An 18,439-nucleotide genomic window follows, 5' to 3' on the forward strand; every position below is an offset into this window, starting at 1 on the left:
AAGTATCAATACAAATACAATAATATACATGTAATAGTCTTGTATCATTTGAACAGCTTCATCAACAGGCTGTAAAGATGTCATAACAAAAATATATGTCGTTGCTCCATCTTTTTCTTTTATCGGTGATATTAATACTTTATATTTTATGTCATTTTTCTTATAATCAAGCATTTGGAAAGAACCATGATGATTTTTACTTTCATTGAATAATAAATTCATTTGAAATTCTCTTATATTTTTCATAAATAATTCATTTGTATAAATTGTAGTTGTTTTCTCGTTTCTATCAGGTATTTTAATTTTAGTAATTTCCCCATTAAAGAAAACTGTAGGAGCATGATTTTTATCAATCTCATTAGGTTCTTTACTTGGGAACGTTGATGATTTCTCTTTCACATGGGCCTCATTTAATCTTAATTTTTCTTTTAAAAGAATTTCATCTACTTTTATTGATATTTTCTTATTTTGCCAAAGCAATCCACTTCTCTCTCTTCCCAACTCATAAGGAATCACATTAGAATTTTTATTTATTCCATAACCATATATCCTTGCTCCTACTGGTAATTTTTCGCTTGAAATATCTTCTAAACTTATTAGATTGTATAAAGGGATTGTGAGTACCTTATTATCTAAATCCTTCTCATCAGAATTATCCACTTTCACTTCTACATAAAAATCATTTGTATATTTTAAATTGGCATTACTATCTAATATTGTAATTAATGCATTATTTTCTTGATAAAATTCTTGTTCTAGCTTTTGAATAGCTTGTACATTACCTTCACTATTTAAGTATTTTTTTTCGAAAGATTTCATACTTGTTTTCATATCATTTATTTTTCTATTCGTATAATACTGTTTAAAGAATATTGTTTGTCCAATAAAGATGGTTGCTAAAATCAACATGCATAAAGCTGTTGTTAATAAAAATAATTTTAAAACAATTCCTTTTTTCATATTTCTCCCTCAAATTTATATCCAGCTCTTACCACTGTTACAATATGATTTGCCTTTTTTCCCAATTTATGACGTAAATTTCGAATATGACTATTGATGGTGCGATCATCCCCAGCAAATTCATAACCCCATATTTTAGTGATCAGTTGTTCTCTCGTAATAACAATCCCCTGATTTTGCATTAAATATGTTAATATTTCAAACTCCGTGTGTGTCAAACTTATAGCTTCCTTATCTAAAGTTGCAGTACGTGAAGGAAAATGTATATAGATACCACTACTCATTAATGTATCTTCATTAGTTACGCTAATGACTGAAGAGTATCGACTTTCAATTAATCGCTTTGCTCTTGCTAATAAAATTGGTGGACTGTATGGCTTTGTAACATAATCATCCGCTCCTAGTTCAAATCCAAGTAATGTATCATCTTCATCCACACGAGCTGTTAGCATAATAATTGGTACATTAGATGTCTTACGAATTCGTCGACAAACTGACCAACCATCTAATTCTGGCAACATAATATCTAGAATGATTAAATGTACCTCATGTTCTTCAAATATAGATAATGCTTCTTTTCCATCTGTTGCCTCTAGTACCTCATATCCCTCATTTAATAAATAATCTTTCACGATTTCACGTAAAATATCTTCATCTTCCACAATCAAAATTTTTCTTTGCATGTTATATATCCCTCATAATTTAGATGATTTTTATAGAATAAATAATTCTAATATATTTTAGTTAATAAAAAAATTTTACTATTTCTATTACTAATAAATTTAGCACAGGCATCTACAGAGAATAAGAATACCATACTGATGTAAAGATAAAATGCAGAGAAGTTTATAAAATCTATTTTAATAGGCGGGACATTCCAGGGTACAAAATTTTTAATAACTTGTAACAAAAAAGCTCATTTTTTCGTTTTGGGGGCGTTTATTTTTCTTAAGTTGATGGATGTGTGGCGGTATCCCATATCCATCAAGCTAAAAGTAAGAAAAAATCAAATCAATTAGATTTTTTCTGTTTGCCAAAGAATTAATATGGATTATTTAAAAATCTGCATACTAAATAAACCCTAACGGGTTTCATTTTTTTATTTAAGCTACATTATTACGAAATGCGGAACAATTATATACGACACCCAAGATATCAAAGACTGTTTTCTTCTCGTAACAATGAGACTTTCGTTCGTTTTTATGTAAGAGGTTGAACAAACGAAGGAAGGTCTTTGATAGTTCCTGATTGTTTTGTTGTAGAGATTGATATATAAGTAGGTAGTAATCTTTAATGATATAGACCGCTTTATATTCGCTTAGTTCTCGTTTCTTTTTGACAAGGAGTAAGTGGCGCATTTTGTACATAGTAGAGGAACAAAGAAGAATGCTAATTAATTGTCCATACAGGTGACACTCTAATCGTTCCAACTTTACAGAGTTACACTGTTGAATACGAAAAAACGATTTCCATGTTTTAAATATCAGTTCAATTTGCCAACGTAAGGAGTAAAAATCATATACTTGTTCTTTTGGTAAATATTCCGAAGAAATATTGGTAATATAAAAGTTAATTGCGCTGAGACGCTTACTGCGTTCTCTATAGGTAATTTGCTTCTTGTGCTCTTTAGATGCCAAATCCTTTTGCCTACGTTTCATTTGCGTTTCCGTTAATTTATATAGAATCAGTCTCGCAGGAAGTTTTTGATACATTCCAATATAAATCTCAGGAATTTCATATGTTTCACCTGACTGTAATTGGTCAATGAATTGTTCCATATCTAATTGGATGTACTCAGAGTGCTTTTTTATTGTTCCATTTTGAAAGTATTCAGGCTCTTTATTCTTCTGATATATACGTGTATTGAGTTTTAATCTTGAAATAAAATAAGCATTACATTCTTCTATAGTATGTAGGTCTTTTAAGTCGAAGTATCCTAAATCCCGTATACATACATCGTTCGGTTGTAGGGACGTTAAACAAGTAGGAGCATAAGTTTTATCATTGTGCTTTCCTGATCCTACATGAATATATAGAAACTGACCACTTAGTAAATCATACTCTAGCTGAATTTTCACGCCAGCATTTTGACCACTACTACCTGAACCTTGATATGTAGAAGTGAATTTATCCGGAATTTGAAAATGTGTAGAATCTAATACACGAATACGCTGAAAATAGTTTGTATACAAAGTTGAAATCTTACAAGAAGAACAAAATTGTTGGTGAAGTAAATGTGCTAAGAATTGTTGTAAAAACTGTACAGCCTGGAGGTTAAAACGTTGATTAAGTCCTTCTGGACTCATAGAAATACCTGTGTTAACTTCTAATCGACTACATAATTGTGTCAATAAAGTATTCGCTATGTTTTCGCTTAACCAGACGCATAGAGCTACTAAATCTTGTGCACAATATTTGCTTTTTCGTTGGACAAATCCTATTTCTCTAGCTAAACATTCTAAAGCATGTGGTGACATATAGCGATGTAATTCTTGAGAAAATAATTTTAATTCATCAGAAATTGATAAATTCATACCAAAAACGCCATCCTTTCTGTATATTTCTACAAAAATAATAGCGTTTTTTGATCATATGGATATAAATTTTATTTTAGCTTATCGAACATTTATAGCGTTTCTTATAAGAATACCTTTGTTTAAGTTCATCATTATATTTTCATTACTTGACACTTAATTTTTCTTTTACTTTCGTTGGGAGGTCATCTATTTGTACTTCTTCCCAAGATGTTACACCACTGTCATCAGAGTGATATATACGGAGGAACGCATCATTACGAAGTTTTCTATGTTCAGTGAATTCTATTTTCTTTTCTATTCCTTTTTCGTCAAATCCAGGTAATGAATAATCATAGTCATCCACAACATGTCCTTCTCTAGTCTTTTTTGTTTCTTTTTTAGGTTCCTGTGTAAGTTGAACGTAGTATACATCCTTTCCAGTGCGGTTGATTATGTTATTAATGTTACCACAACCAACTAACATAGTAGAAAATATAACCATAATACTCATAAGTGCAACATATCTTTTCATAGTTATTTACTCCTTCTTGTTTATTATATTAACATCATAATTTATTTACTTTTATAAAGAAATTCAATTACATGACATGAAGATTACACTTTTGTAATACTGCAAAAAACTTGCTGTCACGTCATACAATGTTTTTTAGCACTCATAGAAAATTTATAAAAGAAGTAAATAAAAAATATTATTATATAACATAATATGATGTATAATTAATTGTTTAATAAAGGAGGTATTAAGAAATTATGCTTATGTTCCTATTATTTGGATTTAGTACGATTGTCTTTCTGGCAATTTTTCTATATTCTTATTTAACAGATCCTAGAAGGACAATTAACGGTTTGTTATTCAATCTATTTTTTGGTTCATTTAGTATTTTACTTATTTATTTAGCTTTTGGCTCACAAAATCCATTTTCACTTGTTATTGGACTTATTCCTATAATTGTAGTTAGTATTGTTTTCAGTTTTGGAGTATATGTCTTAATGGTAGGAATGTTTATTAATGCGAGAATTTTAATGAAAAAAGAAGGACGACGTTTTTCTAATTATTTAACTCTTCTTTTTGGAATTTGTCTTTTGCTTTTAATAATAATTTCTATTATCGACCCTTCTAGATTTTTATCTATGGAGCTTCAGTCACTATACTTAGGAATATATCTAATTGTTTTCTATTTGTTTGCTAACTTATTTAATTTCTTAACAGCTTATTTTCTTTATCAATTCAATCGACCTAAATATAATCAAGATTTTATCATTGTTCTTGGCAGTGGATTGATTAATGATAAAGTACCACCACTTTTAGCAAGTCGAATTAATAAAGCAATTGATTTCTACTGGAAACAAGTAGCTGTAACAACTCCACCAATAATTATTTTCTCTGGGGGACAAGGTCATGATGAAAATCTTCCTGAAGCTGAAGCGATGCAAAAATACGCTATTGAAAAAGGAATTCCTATCGAGCATACTGTGCAGGAAAATTGTTCTGTAAATACATATGAAAACATGCTTTTCTCAAAACAAATCATGGATTCTTTAAAGGCGAACGGTAATTATAATAGCATCTTTACTACGAATAATTTTCATCTATTCCGCGCTGGGTTATATGCAAAAAAAGCTGGTCTTAATAGCCAAGGAATTGGTTCAAAAACAGCGTTGTATTATTGGCCTAATGCAATGATTCGGGAATATATTGCTCTTCTTGTAATGAACCGTAAACGTCACATTATTGTAATTGGAACTATTTTAGGATTGTCAATCATAGGAACTATAGTAGGATATATGTTTGTGTAGAGTATAATTTAAAATTGCATTTAATGAATTACCAGCCTAGGAGGAATTACATTCCTCTCGATTGAACGTACAACCTATTGATATAAATACATTCAAATTAAGAATGATTTGAATGAAAAAAAAAGAAGAATTTGTTATAATAGTGAACCTTATATTTTGGAAGGTGAAAAACTTGGGCACTTATTTATTCCCGATTAAGACAGCGATGATTACATTTCTAATCGCGGGCTATATTTTGTTAATTCCTTTTTTAGTTTGGCAATATCGGAAGCACGGGTATATTAATTATTTACGTACGTTTGTTTTATATTCCTTATTGTTGTTTGCAATGACGGCATATTATTTAATTATTTTACCTTTTCCAACAACCTTTGATACGTGTAGCCTGCAACGTCCAGGAACACAGCATTATCAAATAACACCTTTTGCTTCCATTATGGACATTTTTAGAGAAACAAAGGTAAATTTTGCGAATCCAATGTCATACATTGGAATTTTAAAAGAGCGTGCATTTTTACAAGTAGCATTTAACTTTTTATTATTACTACCATTAGGCATTTATTTACGGTATTATTTCCGTCGAAATCTATTACAAACAGTTATTATTACCTTTTTCGTTTCTTTATTTTTCGAAGTTACTCAATTAACGGGATTCTACGGATTATACAATTGTCCATATCGTTTATTTGATGTTGACGACTTATTCTTAAACACACTTGGCGGATTTGTAGGATATATGATTGCACCAGTATTTGCATATTTCTTACCAGATGTAAAGGAAATGGATGAAAAGGTAGACCCTGTAAATGAACCAGTTCGTATGACACGTCGTTTCCTTGCCCTTTGGATTGACTGGATAGTTATTAGTATTGTGTCTCCTTTAGTATTTAACTTGCAAGTCTCAATTACATCTATATTTAACCCTGTAGAGACACTAGATGATCTTTTCCTTGTATTCATTTTGATATTTGGTTATTTTATTGTTTTACCTTATTTTACGAATGGGAAAACATTTGGAAAATGGGTCCTTCATTTTAGAGTAAAAGGCCAAGGTGAAAGGGTTACTTTTATTGAGTTATGCAAACGCTATGGCTTGTTGTACTATGGGATTGGTGGTATAAATTATATTCTTTTTGCTGCTAGAACCTTGAACCAGCAATTAGATATAGCTTTTCTCCTGTTATTCTGTATTTTCAATGGTCTAATCTTATTGCATTTTGTATTGCATATTTTTAAGCGTGATAAACGTTTATTCTACGAAAAAATGAGCAAAACATATAATGTGATAACTTTTAAAAAGAATAAATAAAAAGCATCTGTTGAGATGCTTTTTTTATTTATTCACGATTATATAAAAATACGCTGACTTCTCAAAGTAATTAACTAAAGTGAAAGAAAACTTTCATTTTTGGGGGATATTAAAACTTTAGCTTGATGGCCAAGTGGCGAGTCCCCAAAATAAAAGAGTTGACCTTTGGGTCAACTCTTTCTTCATTATTTCACACTTAATTTTTCTTTCACTTTTGCAGGAAGCTCGTCTTTTTTTACTTCTTCCCAAGCTGTTACACCTCTTTTGTCAGAGTAGTATACTCGTAAGAATGCTTCTTTACGAAGTTTTTTACGTCCATCAAATTTCACTGTTTGTTCATTACCTTTTTCATCAAAACCTTGTAATTCATAATTATAATCTGTATAGTTGTGCCCCTCTTTAGATACACCGGACTCTATTTTTGCATCAGTTGTAATTTGAACATAATATTGATCTTTTCCCGTACGGTTTAAATCACAACCAACTAACATCGTTGCAAATACGATTAAAATACTAAAAAGTGCAATGTTTTTTTTCAACTCGTTCACCTCGTTTGTTTTTCTTATAGAGTTATCTTAAAGTTTTTTCTTTAAAGAAGAAATTCAAAAACATGACATGAACATTACACTTTTGTAAGATAATAAAAATGACGAGCGAAAATCTTTGAAAAAGAGAAATTAAAAAATAGAACGTACTCATAGAAAATGAAAATTGTAGAGGGATTAATCATGTAATGTACGTGACGAATATACCATGGGAATAATTATATGTATTGGTATACAAATATATTTATATCACATACTACAAAATAATGACCAAATAAAAATAGTGAACGTGGTATAGCACAATGAAAAAAATGAATGTTATCTATTTTAGGGTTAATTGATCTTATAATTGTATTTTTTATCTTCATTCAGATTAGATACTGATTAATATTAGGAGGGTAAAAGGATCGTGACAGATAAGAAAGAAAGCTTTCCAAAACAAAATAGAATGGTTGAACTAGATATCATTAGGGGGTTTGCTTTAATAGGTATATTCTTAGTTAACATCTTTAATTTCGTTCAAATTTCAGGAATATCCATCAACTTATTACTAGATAATAATTGGCTTAATATTTTCTTTACTGGAAAGTTCTATGCTATTTTTTCTTTATTATTTGGAGCTGGTGCAGCTATATTCTTAAGTCGTGCTGAAGCAAAAGGCAAACCGTACCTCTTGTACATTCGTCGCATGATTGTATTAGCAATAATAGGATACCTCCATTCACTCATTTGGAATGGCGATGTCTTGCTTCCATACGCACTGGTCGGATTGGTACTATTGGCACTGCATAAAATACCACCAAAATTGTTATTTATAATAACTGTTTGTTTGCAAATTTTGGATATTATGATAAGTATTTTAGCTTATGATTGGTTGTATGGAAGAAAGTCGGACATACCTCTTTTCTTAGATGTTCTTCACATAATTACATCGTTGACTTCATTTTTAGTTTACTTTATAGAAGGATTTACACTAATGAAAATGGATGTTTTGAAAAAGTTAAAGAGCCGTCCTACACTTCACAAGTGGTTAATAATCATCCTTAGTAGTATTTCCGTTATTGCTGTCATTTCTCAGATATTAATAACTACCCCTAAACCGGTATATGTTATATTAATCATTTCGCAACCATTATTAATGCTAACTTACATCATCATCTTACTTGCCCTAATAAATAGTAAGATAGGCAGTCATATTTTATACCCTTTACAAGCTTACGGTAAAATGGCGATGAGCAATTATCTGGGGCAAACTGCTATAGGAATATTTATCGTGCCAATGTTAGTTCCTTATTTTCAACCACTTCTCATTTTATTTGGTGTATGCTTAATCACATGGATTATGCAAATTCTGGTTAGTAATGTTTGGTTAAAGTATTTTTATTATGGACCAATAGAATGGATCTGGCGATGCTTTACTTATTGGCGTTTGATGCCAATTCGGAGATAAGATGTTCTAATGCTTTAATCTTATAGATTTTCAAATAGAATCATATTAATCTAAGACAAAAAGGAACCAATAAACCGTGTTTTATTGGTAGTACCCCACATCCATCAACTTAAGAAAAATAAATGCCCCCAAAATGAAAAAATGAGCTGAATTCCCTTAAATAGCTATATGGGGTCACTATATCATTCTGGGAAAATTGTACGCTAAGGACTACAAAATCTTATCCTATCAGCATCTTTAAAAGATAAATACATGTACAGAAAGATACAACCCAAAGATTAATTGGACTTTGAATTATTTACACACTATATGAACGTGATTATAACTAGAAAACCTTGATATTATAGAATTCTATGCTTTGATTTTCTGCACATATAGAAAGAAACATACAGTCTGATAAAGGGGTACTAACGTCTTTTCATGGATTTTATACAATAATATATATTTTAGGGAAATACACAAATGGAGTATTAATGCATTTAAGATAGTAATTAATGCCGGCTTAGTTCTAGTAAAATATTTAGTCCTTTTTTTAATTCTTCCAATGATGCGTAGGCATAAGAAAGACGAATATGGTGTAAATCGCTTGGATCATATATATAACCTGGATTAATCAGAACATTTTGTTTAAGTAACTTTAAAAATAGCGCTTTATTTACAATAGGTTCATGAAACCTGAGCCATATATAAAAACCACCCTCAGACTTTTTCCACGTAGCGATTTTTTGAAAGTGATGTTCTAATATTTCTTCTACAAATGTAGCCCTTCTTTTCAATTGTTTACGAAGTGTAATCAGATGCTTTTCGTATAAATCGGATGATATCCAGTGTGCGACGATTTCTTGGGAAAAGGCACTTGAACCATAATCTGTTTGCATTTTAATATCAGCTAATCGCCCAATTACAGGTGAAGGTGCAACAACCCAACCGATCCGTAATCCCGGACTTAGCGTTTTGGATACACTACCGATATAAAGAACTTGCCCTGATGTATCAAATGACTTTATGGCAGGAGAAAATGATTCAAATAACAGTTCGTGATACACATCATCTTCAATAATCGGGATTTGTAGCTCTTTGCATGTATTGTATAGGTTTTTCTTTTCTTTTACCGACCAAGTATATCCTGTCGGATTATGTAATGTTGGCACACAGTAAAATAAAGATTGTCTTTTTCTTTTGAGTGAACGTAAATTGTCTGTCAAATGTACGTCTCGTAAAACTGAAATCATACGCATTCCAGTGGATTGAAAGGGATGCACAGAATTTAAATACGAAGGTTGTTCTTGGAAGACAATGGATCCTTCTTCTAATAATCCAACTGCAATTAATTGGAGTGCTTGAAGTGCACCTGAAACAATTAAAATGTTCTCTGGTGCTGTTTGAATACCACGTTTTTTTAAATAATTACATAAAATTCCCCGAAGCTTTTCACTTCCTTGTGGTGATGAATAACCAATTGCCTTTGATTCAAGTGAAATCTTTTTTAACGCTTGTTCAATTTGTTTCGTTGGAAGTAATTCTGGTGATAATTCACCTGTTCCAAGACGGATGATATGATCCATTTGCTCATATTCGTTGATGAGTTGAATCGTGTGGTAGTTTGGTTTATAAATACTCGACTCAATGTGTTGCTGCCAATTTGGTTGAGATCTGTTCAGAAGCACATTCCACGAATTATTGGCCACAAATATCCCTGATCCCACTTTAGATTCGATCAAACCATCTGCCTTTAATTCATCAAGCGCAAGTTGTACAGTACTTCGGTTCACGTTAAATTGTGTTGCAAGTTGGCGCTGTGTTGGAATTTTTGTACCAACAGTCCAATCACCTTGCTCAATATGAAACTTTATCCAATCTACAATTTGCTCTTGAACGGTCAAATGAGAATGACGATTTGGTTTCCATTTCATCTAATTCCCTCCTAAATTGGGTGGATAAAAAACCATCCAATTGGTTGTTTTCTTTTAGTTTTATCATAGTACGATAGTAATTGAAAGGGAGTTGATTATATGGAAGCCATTGTTCATGGAATAATCTTAGCATTCGGACTCATTTTACCTTTAGGGGTACAGAATGTATTTGTATTTTCACAAGGAGCCACACAGCCAAAACTAATTCGTGCACTTCCGGTGGCTGTTACAGCTGCACTATGTGATACTTTTTTAATTCTTTTAGCTGTTTTTGGGCTATCCACTATCGTTTTACAATTTGAATGGCTACGACTTAGCCTAATGATTGCTGGTATTTTATTTTTACTTTACATGGGATACGTTATTTGGAGGTCTGAGCCAACAACAAGTGAAACAAATAAAGCATTACCAATCCGCCAACAAGTTATCTTTGCTTTATCGGTTTCTTTATTAAACCCTCATGCTCTCTTAGATATAGTCGGTGTTATTGGGACAAGTGCATTAAAATATGTCGGAATGGAACAAATTATTTTTACAATCACATGTATTACAGTATCCTGGGTTTGGTTCTTTGGGTTATCGCTCGCCGGTACAGTCATGAAGAAGATAGATGGAACAGGAGGTTTAATGACCATATTCAACAAATGCTCTGCCCTGTTTATTTGGGGAACTGCCATTTATCTTTTAATTGGATTAATATAACGTACAGTAAATTATAAAGATATTATGTTCAGCACATAACATCTTTATATCCATAAGCGATCGTTTATAGGACTTTATTTATTTCTACCCAAATAGGGAAAAATACTGTTTAAATCTAGTTTCAAAATTTATTGCCCAAAATCAAAGGCTCTAACATATTAGTCATATATAATATGTAGGGCCTTTGATTTTAAGCTTTTTTGGGGATTTATGTCTTGATAATGTGCGTTTAGACACATTTCAGTCAATCCCTGTATGTCAAGGAATTGAATTTTATTTTTGAATGATACTTAAAAATAAAATTCACTAATAAAATTTCATCCATTACAAATTCATTATGCTACGTTTTTCTATCTAAATCTTTTAAAAAAATGACAAACCTTCAACCTTACAAAAGTGTAATGTTTTTTTCATTGACTATTTTTATTAATTGTAACTATAATGGTTACACATCGCTGGTATATATTCATTCACCAACGTGCAAAACTATTTTAAGGAGTAAATTTTAATGAAGAATAAACTTATAGCGGCAGGAATTATTACAGGAACATTGTTGGCATTTCCATCTGGTATTTTTGCAGATTCAAATTCTAAAGTAACGAATTTGTCCCAAAATAGTATAGAATCAACCAAACAAGGTGAAAACTTTATAGTTGGTGTAATAACAGATGCGGATGATTACTATGCAACAGTTGAGTATAAAGATTCCGAAGGAAAGAAACAAATAGTAGATATAGATTTTCCAAATGCAGATAATTCGAATTTTAAAACAGGTGACACAGTCAAAGTTACGAATAAAGATAAATGGCAATATAAAAAGATTGGTATGCACGATGTAATCATTGCATCTGCAGATTCAATTTCTAAAGTAAAACAATCAATTGCACAAACTGATAAACCTCAAAATAATACTACTCAACCCTTTATTGAAAAAAATAATAAGCGAACAGGTAAAGTAGTTGAAAAGGGAACTAATTATTTAATGGTTAAACAGGGTGATGTAACAATTAAAACCAATGTACGTAAGAAGGTGTTAGAAAATATAAATATTGGAGATACAGTCAATATCTATGCCGAAAACTTTACGGGTTCTAATCTACCAATTAAAGAACACACTTTATATGCACAACGTTCTATTGTCCAAAAAGTAGGAGAATCTATAGATTCAAACTACATAAAATTCACAGGGGAAGTTGTGAGTAAGAATGGAAACTATCTTGTAGTGTCTAATGGCAAGATTAAAATGTCAGCTAGAACATCATCCAAAGTAATACAAGAGATTAATATTGGAGATACAGTCAATATCTATACTACAACCGTTGTAGGGGGAATGATTGGAAGCAGTGATGCTGGTTCAGCTGTTATTGAAAAATAACTTTTAATTATTAAAAATAAAATATAAATACCTACAAAAAAGGAATCTGTATTGGATTCCTTTTTTGCATTCGTAAAGACGCTCTTCGCATCTCCTAAAAAACAAATATTTTTTGAAACAAAGGTTCTTTATAGACTTCATTTCTCCACAAAAACCGAATGTAAACTTTTACCCAAAATGCAGCCTGCCAAAACATAAAAAAATAGCCCTTCCCCGGAACCTTTTTGGTCAGGTGAAGGGCTATTTTTCTAATTTCTATCATTATTTATTATTTTCATTTGCTAAAATCTATATAGATGTCAGAGTGTCCTTTTTATTCTTTTAAAAGGTCGGTTATCTTGTTTAAAATAGCTTCAATATCAGTTTGTTTGATTATATTATTATCTCTACACTCAACCCTGATTTAGTTATTTATGTAGCAGAAACAGCTTATAATAAAACAAATTATATTTATCTTATTTTTTATACATTTAATCTTTCTAATAGACAAAGCAAATAATTTTCCCCTTATTCGTTTTAATATTTATCATAGTGTGAATTGGCTTTCATCATTCCTTCGTTAACGGAGATTATATCTTTAAACGCTTGCTGTTTTTCTTGAATCTGCTCTGCAACTTTCATAATTATGGGCATAATTTGTTTTATTACTTGTTGTCTTTTTTCTTCTTCCAAAGATACAAGCCAGCAATTAAATTGTTCTTGTTTCTTTTGAAATTCTTCTTCTGATATTTTTAAATCACCTAGGTCATAAATAGAACTTACAAATTCTTTATAGATTTTATTATTCATTCTCCCCCTCCTTTATAATAAAAACTTAGTATTCGAATTCAACAATATTAAAATCATCCTTCAACATTTGATTGATTCTCTTCTCTATCTCATCCATGATCTCATTGTATTCATTTGGAAATTAAGTAATTCGTATGCGATTCCTAATTTTTGATATTTATGAACATTTTCATCCTGTTTTTGATTATTATAATAGTCAATATAGTGAAACTCTTTATTTAAATCATTTAAACGTGAGTCGATGTTTTTAATTCTTTCACTAATAATACTATCGTTATCAAAGAGTTCTTCAAATGATTTTCCAATCGTATGACCTAATCCATTGGGACTGAAGAAAAATTGTTTCGCTACCTCTGGCTGTTCTTCCAAAGCTTTTGTTAATTTCTTATCATCTATTACCATAGTTCCGTCATCTTTGAATTGAATACCATAAGTAGATAAGGTATTACCATTTTGCGTAAATCCGACTACATTTCGCATTTCTCGATAAATATCATTCATTATTGCATGCCCATTTAAAACTCCCATTGGTCCCGTAAAATCTTCAAAGGACGAAGCAACTTGATTATAATCTGTGACCATTTTCTTAATTAGTTTAGTGGCATCTGACACACCAGAATTACTTACTGTGAATTTTAATTCACTACTCTTAACATTGGTATTCTTTGTACTTACTTCCGTTGCTTTTAGTAATTCAATCTCTACACCAGGAAGTGGCGTAATTGTGTTACTAGCGCTTGATCCTTCAATCCCATTAAGGCTATATTTTGCATCTTTCGCTGTATTAATGGTATTGAGTACATATTTCTGTTTTTCATTACTAGATTCATCTATTTGGTCTGTTTTTATTTTTGTATAAAACATCTTCTTAAATAAATCTGATGTCCCATCTTTTAATTCAATTTTATTATCTTCACCGACTTTTTTAGCATTTATAAAAATTTTATCACCATGTGTATAAGCAGATACCCCATACTCTCCAGCATTTATTCGATTAATTAAATCTTTATACGTCATATCACTTGTTATTGTTAAATCCTTATCTCTAATTTTCAAAGTATCATTTACATTCAACTTTTCATCAACATTAATAGGATTTGAGGCAATTTGGTGATGCTCCGCAAGTTGTTTAACTGTTATATTAAATGTTCCATCAATTGCATCACGATTTGCCTTCACCTTAATATAACCATCTTGTGATGTTGTTACTTTTTTCTCATTACCTCTAAAAGTAGCTAAATTCTTAAGAGTTTGTGTAAAAGAACTAAACTCTGATTTTAAACTTACATATAACTGCTTATCTTTTAAAAGCTCATTTTTTGCATTTGTGTAAGGTTCATTTTTGAAATCAAGTTCTTGTTTTTCTGATTTTCGTATTTTTGGGTTAGATATTACATTACTAGGGATACCCCAAAGATGTGGTCTACCCATAAAACTAGTGTATTTCGTTCCAACCATTTCTAAAATCATCCCTTTTCAATTTATTTTTAGATGTATTTCATTGTAATTGTAAATACATCTAAAAATAGATTGATAGGATATAACTTATAATTGTGAAATATCCACACTTTTTTTAGTGTATAGTATGATCATTTGATAATAAATTAAAGTCTAAAAGAATTGGGGGTAGATATGTGGCGTATCTGAAATATTTATATTTCAAAATACCTTGTTGTATAGATTATATCTACTAATTAATAAGAACTTAATCTGTTAACTATGTTCCTTTATATTTAATCGATATCCTATTTTACTTACCACTTTAATTGCCCTTCTAACTCCTAACATATCAAATTTTTTATTTACTCGAATAATATTTTTATATAAGGTATTTTTACTCAGGGATTCTTCAGTCTTCGAAATTGCAGATGATAACTCGTTATGTGCTACAGTACGTGGATATTTCGAAAAAAGGAGTTCTATAATGATTCTTTCATTATTTGTTAAATTAACTTGCTTTGTTTTAAAATGGAGCTGTAAACGCTCTGGATAAAATATAAATCCTTCTATCTCTATAAAACGTTCTAATGGATTTAAAATATATTCACCATATGTTCGACGTAAATATCTTTTTATTTTTGCCACTATTATCTTGCAATTCAAAGGAGGAATTATACAATCATCCGCTCCTCCTTCAATAGCTCGAATTTGTGATTTTTCATTTTTACAATTAGAAATAAATATAATTGGACAAGTAAATCTAGATCGAATTCTCTGTAGCCAGTAAAAACCATCAAATACAGGTAACTCTTCCCCTAATAATATTAGGTGCGGATGTACGTTGTTTAAATACTCCATAACTTTTTCAAAATTATCAACAGTTACTACATCACAAAGATCCTGTTCTAAATATTTTTTTAATACAGATGTGAAATTTACATCACCATCAACAATCAAAACCTTATACATATCTTTATTCCTCCTGAGACATGTCCTTCATTAGAACAATATGCTACGTATGATTCCGTCTCAATTCTATTTGCTACTACTATACTTTATTGTTTTCTTTCTATGCTTTGTTTTTTTCGTTCATCTTTTTCTCTCCTTTAAGTATAGAAATCGCATAGGATATAATAAATCGCTTTATCTTATATGTATCTTTCACCTTTATTATTGAACTAATAGTACAGGATTTTCAATAAAGTAAAATATTAGATATCATAATAGTCATATAGTTATACCCTGCCTCCATTAAGCAATCTTTTATTATGTATTTTTATAACTAGAAAAATACATTTCTAGTTATAAAAACTATCCTTACAAAAGGAGATAGATACTACACTAGAAGAATCCATGGCATCTATCTCTTTTCTTTATTTTACATTTAATTTTTCTTTTACTTTTGCAGGTACATCATCCTTCTCCACTTCTTCCCAAGATTTCACACCTTTTTCTTCAGAATAGTATACGAGAAGAAAAGCGTCTTTACGAAGATTCTTTTGTGCGAAAAATTCTAACTCTTTTTCTTTACCTTCTTTATCAAAGCCCACTAATTTATATGTGTAATTTTTCCCCATTATTTTACCATCTGAAGATTTCGCAACTTCCTCTTTTCCATCTACAGTGATTTGAACATAATATTTTTCTGTTCCAATACGATTTAAATTACAACCAACTAACATGCTACTAAATACAGTTAAAATACTTAAAAGTAAAATGATTTTTTTCAATTGATTCACCTCATATTTTTATACTTATATTAATCCCTTACTTTCAATTAAGAAATCCAGAAACATTACATCAACATTACATTTTTGTAAGATAACAATATAACCAACGTAAATCTTTTAAATTGATACTTATCAATATATTACATTTAATTCCTTTTATCTTTTAGATCCTTGCCCCCATTCCCAACGCCATCAAGTTACGATATTATAATATCCCCCAGAACGAATTCTTTTATATGTTAATCGTTCATATTAGCTTGATGGGCATGTGAACCCATATGTACTAAATTATCAAAAACTCTTAAATCCATATACGTAACAATTACCTTCACCATGATAAGTAATATACAAACAAAATCAAATTTACTATTAAATAAATTTGATATCTTGCTTATTAATTATAATTTTAAATAAGAACAATTCGGTTTACTTAAAGATGCACCAAATTGTCCTTATTTATTTTTGGATTTCTTAGCTTCTTCCACCTACGGTTGGGCTATCCCCCTACGCACGCCTAAAGAATTAGAATTCTTATGATAAATACGTTAAAAATTCTAATGTATTCTTGATTTAACAAACATGGTAAATTCTATTAGAAAACAGATAAAAAGTAGAACGGATGTTGAATAATAATTTAAGTTACCTATATTTAGTATATAATTGTTTTTAAATGGAATGAATTCCTATACAAATTTAGTTGGAAACATTTCATATGGAATAAATCAGCATACACAATCATGAATTTGGAGATTCAATCAATTTATTCTAAAATGAGTAACTAAATTTTTTATTATCCAACCCCTCGATGTAACTATTATAGTTACATCTTTATTTGTTGTCAATTCAAAAAAATTCATTATTGTAAGGTGATCTAATACATACTTATTGAACTACTCACCACTTAACGTCCTTACGGACTTTTTGAAGTGGGAGATTCCTGCGAACACCGATGTATCCACCGGTTATCTTAGCAGGCTCTGCCCGTAGTCCCTACGGTGAAAACATAAGTATCTTGTACGTTGACTCACCACGCTTCCTACTTTAGCTTGGTTTTCGCAACTTCAGCAAACGTGGGGCGAAAGAACGTTGAAGATTTTACGGTTGCAACGTTTTTCTGCAACCAACCTCATATCTTCAGTTTTCAAAGAGCAATCTGTACAAGTATATGGTAGCAAACATGTTGGCTTATGTCAGCCGGCATTCATCTCCCACCTAAAATTGGTGTTTTACACCTTCACATTTTTGAGGAAGGAGTCTTTTGTCGGAAAACGATGAATGTCTTAAGAAGATGTTGACTTCTCTTATACTTGTAACTAAAATAATTACATCAAGGTGGTGTTAAATTATGAAAATTAGTAGTCGTTTTACGATTGCAGTGCATATTCTATGCTTATTAAAAAACGATCCATCATACCTTTGTAGTTCAAGCTTTTTAGCGAAAAGTGTAAATTGTAATCCAGTAATAATTCGTAAGATATTATTATACTTAAAAAAAGCAGGAATTGTTCACGTTACACAAGGAAAAAATGGAACCTATTTATTTAAAGAACCAAAATTTATTACTTTATTAGATGTATATCGTGCAGTAGAAGTCGTTGAGAAAAATAAATTATTCTCTTTTCATGAAAATCCTAATCCAATGTGTCCTGTTGGTGCACGTATATACATGGTTTTAGAACTAATTCTTATTCAATCCCAGGAAAAAATGGAAGAATTCCTCCAAAATGTGACTATGCAGCAAGTAGTTTCGTTACTAAACATTCAATCTGATCTTGGTAATGAAAATATAAATTAAAACTTATTTGAAACTCCCCTATATAATTATATTTACATGCTCTTTCTTAATATTTTCTAATATTTGTTTAATTGTTTGTGCTCTATACCCTTTTCAC

Annotated in this window: 15 protein-coding genes and 1 pseudogene; 6 read left to right on the forward strand and 10 right to left on the reverse strand. The window is 30.5% G+C overall.

Features of this window, described 5'->3' with window-relative positions; genetic code table 11:
• From MR143_RS30820 to MR143_RS30835, 4 genes and pseudogenes are all read right to left on the reverse strand, one after another.
• A pseudogene (locus MR143_RS30820) lies at positions 1 to 960 on the reverse strand (two-component sensor histidine kinase); the annotation flags it as partial.
• Positions 957 to 1,643, reverse strand: a complete 687-nt coding sequence (locus MR143_RS30825) for a response regulator transcription factor (RefSeq protein WP_242281242.1) — start codon at positions 1,641 to 1,643, stop codon at positions 957 to 959. The gene MR143_RS30825 and the pseudogene MR143_RS30820, both read right to left, overlap by 4 nt.
• Before the next feature lie 420 nt (positions 1,644 to 2,063).
• Complete coding sequence (locus MR143_RS30830) at positions 2,064 to 3,494, reverse strand: IS4 family transposase (RefSeq protein WP_242281243.1); 1,431 nt, start codon at positions 3,492 to 3,494, stop codon at positions 2,064 to 2,066.
• 145 nt (positions 3,495 to 3,639) lie between these two features.
• On the reverse strand, positions 3,640 to 4,008 hold the full coding sequence (locus MR143_RS30835; protein WP_199697455.1) for a YxeA family protein: 369 nt from the start codon (positions 4,006 to 4,008) through the stop codon (positions 3,640 to 3,642).
• Between the two features lie 239 nt (positions 4,009 to 4,247).
• Between MR143_RS30835 and MR143_RS30840 the strand changes: the two genes are divergently transcribed.
• Together MR143_RS30840 and MR143_RS30845 are read left to right on the forward strand one after the other, a co-directional pair.
• Positions 4,248 to 5,294 carry a YdcF family protein gene (locus tag MR143_RS30840; RefSeq protein ID WP_374267763.1) on the forward strand — a complete coding sequence of 349 codons (1,047 nt, stop codon included), beginning with the start codon at positions 4,248 to 4,250 and terminating at the stop codon, positions 5,292 to 5,294.
• 172 nt (positions 5,295 to 5,466) lie between these two features.
• Positions 5,467 to 6,603, forward strand: coding sequence for a VanZ family protein (locus MR143_RS30845; protein WP_242281244.1), 1,137 nt, complete (start codon positions 5,467 to 5,469; stop codon positions 6,601 to 6,603).
• Positions 6,604 to 6,788: 185 nt separating this feature from the next.
• On the opposite strand, the gene MR143_RS30850 is transcribed toward MR143_RS30845, so the two are convergent.
• Complete coding sequence (locus MR143_RS30850) at positions 6,789 to 7,142, reverse strand: YxeA family protein (RefSeq protein ID WP_199697453.1); 354 nt, start codon at positions 7,140 to 7,142, stop codon at positions 6,789 to 6,791.
• Positions 7,143 to 7,557: 415 nt separating this feature from the next.
• On the opposite strand from MR143_RS30850, the gene MR143_RS30855 reads away from it, so the two are divergent.
• Entirely contained in the window at positions 7,558 to 8,598 is a 1,041-nt protein-coding gene (locus MR143_RS30855) for a DUF418 domain-containing protein (protein ID WP_242281245.1), read from the forward strand.
• Between the two features lie 491 nt (positions 8,599 to 9,089).
• On the opposite strand, the gene MR143_RS30860 is transcribed toward MR143_RS30855, so the two are convergent.
• Positions 9,090 to 10,511 (reverse strand): aminotransferase-like domain-containing protein, encoded by a 1,422-nt coding sequence (locus tag MR143_RS30860; RefSeq protein WP_199697451.1) that lies wholly within the window; start codon positions 10,509 to 10,511, stop codon positions 9,090 to 9,092.
• A gap of 99 nt (positions 10,512 to 10,610) precedes the next feature.
• Here MR143_RS30860 and MR143_RS30865 point away from each other — a divergent pair, with 99 nt between their 5' ends.
• Together MR143_RS30865 and MR143_RS30870 are read left to right on the forward strand one after the other, a co-directional pair.
• The gene (locus tag MR143_RS30865) at positions 10,611 to 11,213 is read left to right on the forward strand and encodes a LysE/ArgO family amino acid transporter (RefSeq protein ID WP_199697450.1); all 603 of its coding nucleotides are present in this window, start codon (positions 10,611 to 10,613) and stop codon (positions 11,211 to 11,213) included.
• 508 nt (positions 11,214 to 11,721) lie between these two features.
• Positions 11,722 to 12,588: a hypothetical protein gene (locus MR143_RS30870; protein WP_199697449.1), complete on the forward strand. Its 867-nt coding sequence runs from the start codon at positions 11,722 to 11,724 to the stop codon at positions 12,586 to 12,588.
• Positions 12,589 to 13,104: 516 nt separating this feature from the next.
• On the opposite strand, the gene MR143_RS30875 is transcribed toward MR143_RS30870, so the two are convergent.
• The 4 genes from MR143_RS30875 to MR143_RS30890 form a co-directional block, all read right to left on the reverse strand.
• Complete coding sequence (locus MR143_RS30875) at positions 13,105 to 13,377, reverse strand: flagellar biosynthesis protein FlgG (RefSeq protein WP_199697448.1); 273 nt, start codon at positions 13,375 to 13,377, stop codon at positions 13,105 to 13,107.
• An 84-nt stretch (positions 13,378 to 13,461) separates the two neighbouring features.
• Complete coding sequence (locus MR143_RS30880; protein ID WP_242281246.1) at positions 13,462 to 14,835, reverse strand: flagellar hook-associated protein 2; 1,374 nt, start codon at positions 14,833 to 14,835, stop codon at positions 13,462 to 13,464.
• A 255-nt stretch (positions 14,836 to 15,090) separates the two neighbouring features.
• Positions 15,091 to 15,786: a response regulator transcription factor gene (locus tag MR143_RS30885; RefSeq protein WP_131252203.1), complete on the reverse strand. Its 696-nt coding sequence runs from the start codon at positions 15,784 to 15,786 to the stop codon at positions 15,091 to 15,093.
• 404 nt (positions 15,787 to 16,190) lie between these two features.
• A complete protein-coding gene (locus MR143_RS30890; RefSeq protein ID WP_206774327.1) occupies positions 16,191 to 16,547 on the reverse strand; it encodes a YxeA family protein in 357 nt (118 codons plus the stop codon).
• Positions 16,548 to 17,892: 1,345 nt separating this feature from the next.
• On the opposite strand from MR143_RS30890, the gene MR143_RS30895 reads away from it, so the two are divergent.
• Positions 17,893 to 18,342 (forward strand): Rrf2 family transcriptional regulator, encoded by a 450-nt coding sequence (locus MR143_RS30895; protein WP_131252200.1) that lies wholly within the window; start codon positions 17,893 to 17,895, stop codon positions 18,340 to 18,342.
• Positions 18,343 to 18,439: the final 97 nt, after the last annotated feature.

This window comes from Bacillus cereus group sp. BfR-BA-01347 (assembly GCF_022663835.1).
Taxonomy (GTDB): Bacteria; Bacillota; Bacilli; order Bacillales; family Bacillaceae_G; genus Bacillus_A; species Bacillus_A thuringiensis_K.

Coding starts and splice junctions, on each gene's coding strand:
- MR143_RS30860 (WP_199697451.1), bottom strand. CDS start 10,511: ATGAAATGGAAACCAAATCGTCATTCTCATTTGACCGTTCAAGAGCAA.
- MR143_RS30825 (WP_242281242.1), bottom strand. CDS start 1,643: ATGCAAAGAAAAATTTTGATTGTGGAAGATGAAGATATTTTACGTGAA.
- MR143_RS30870 (WP_199697449.1), top strand. CDS start 11,722: ATGAAGAATAAACTTATAGCGGCAGGAATTATTACAGGAACATTGTTG.
- MR143_RS30835 (WP_199697455.1), bottom strand. CDS start 4,008: ATGAAAAGATATGTTGCACTTATGAGTATTATGGTTATATTTTCTACT.
- MR143_RS30875 (WP_199697448.1), bottom strand. CDS start 13,377: ATGAATAATAAAATCTATAAAGAATTTGTAAGTTCTATTTATGACCTA.
- MR143_RS30895 (WP_131252200.1), top strand. CDS start 17,893: ATGAAAATTAGTAGTCGTTTTACGATTGCAGTGCATATTCTATGCTTA.
- MR143_RS30880 (WP_242281246.1), bottom strand. CDS start 14,835: ATGGTTGGAACGAAATACACTAGTTTTATGGGTAGACCACATCTTTGG.
- MR143_RS30865 (WP_199697450.1), top strand. CDS start 10,611: ATGGAAGCCATTGTTCATGGAATAATCTTAGCATTCGGACTCATTTTA.
- MR143_RS30830 (WP_242281243.1), bottom strand. CDS start 3,494: ATGAATTTATCAATTTCTGATGAATTAAAATTATTTTCTCAAGAATTA.
- MR143_RS30840 (WP_374267763.1), top strand. CDS start 4,248: ATGCTTATGTTCCTATTATTTGGATTTAGTACGATTGTCTTTCTGGCA.
- MR143_RS30885 (WP_131252203.1), bottom strand. CDS start 15,786: ATGTATAAGGTTTTGATTGTTGATGGTGATGTAAATTTCACATCTGTA.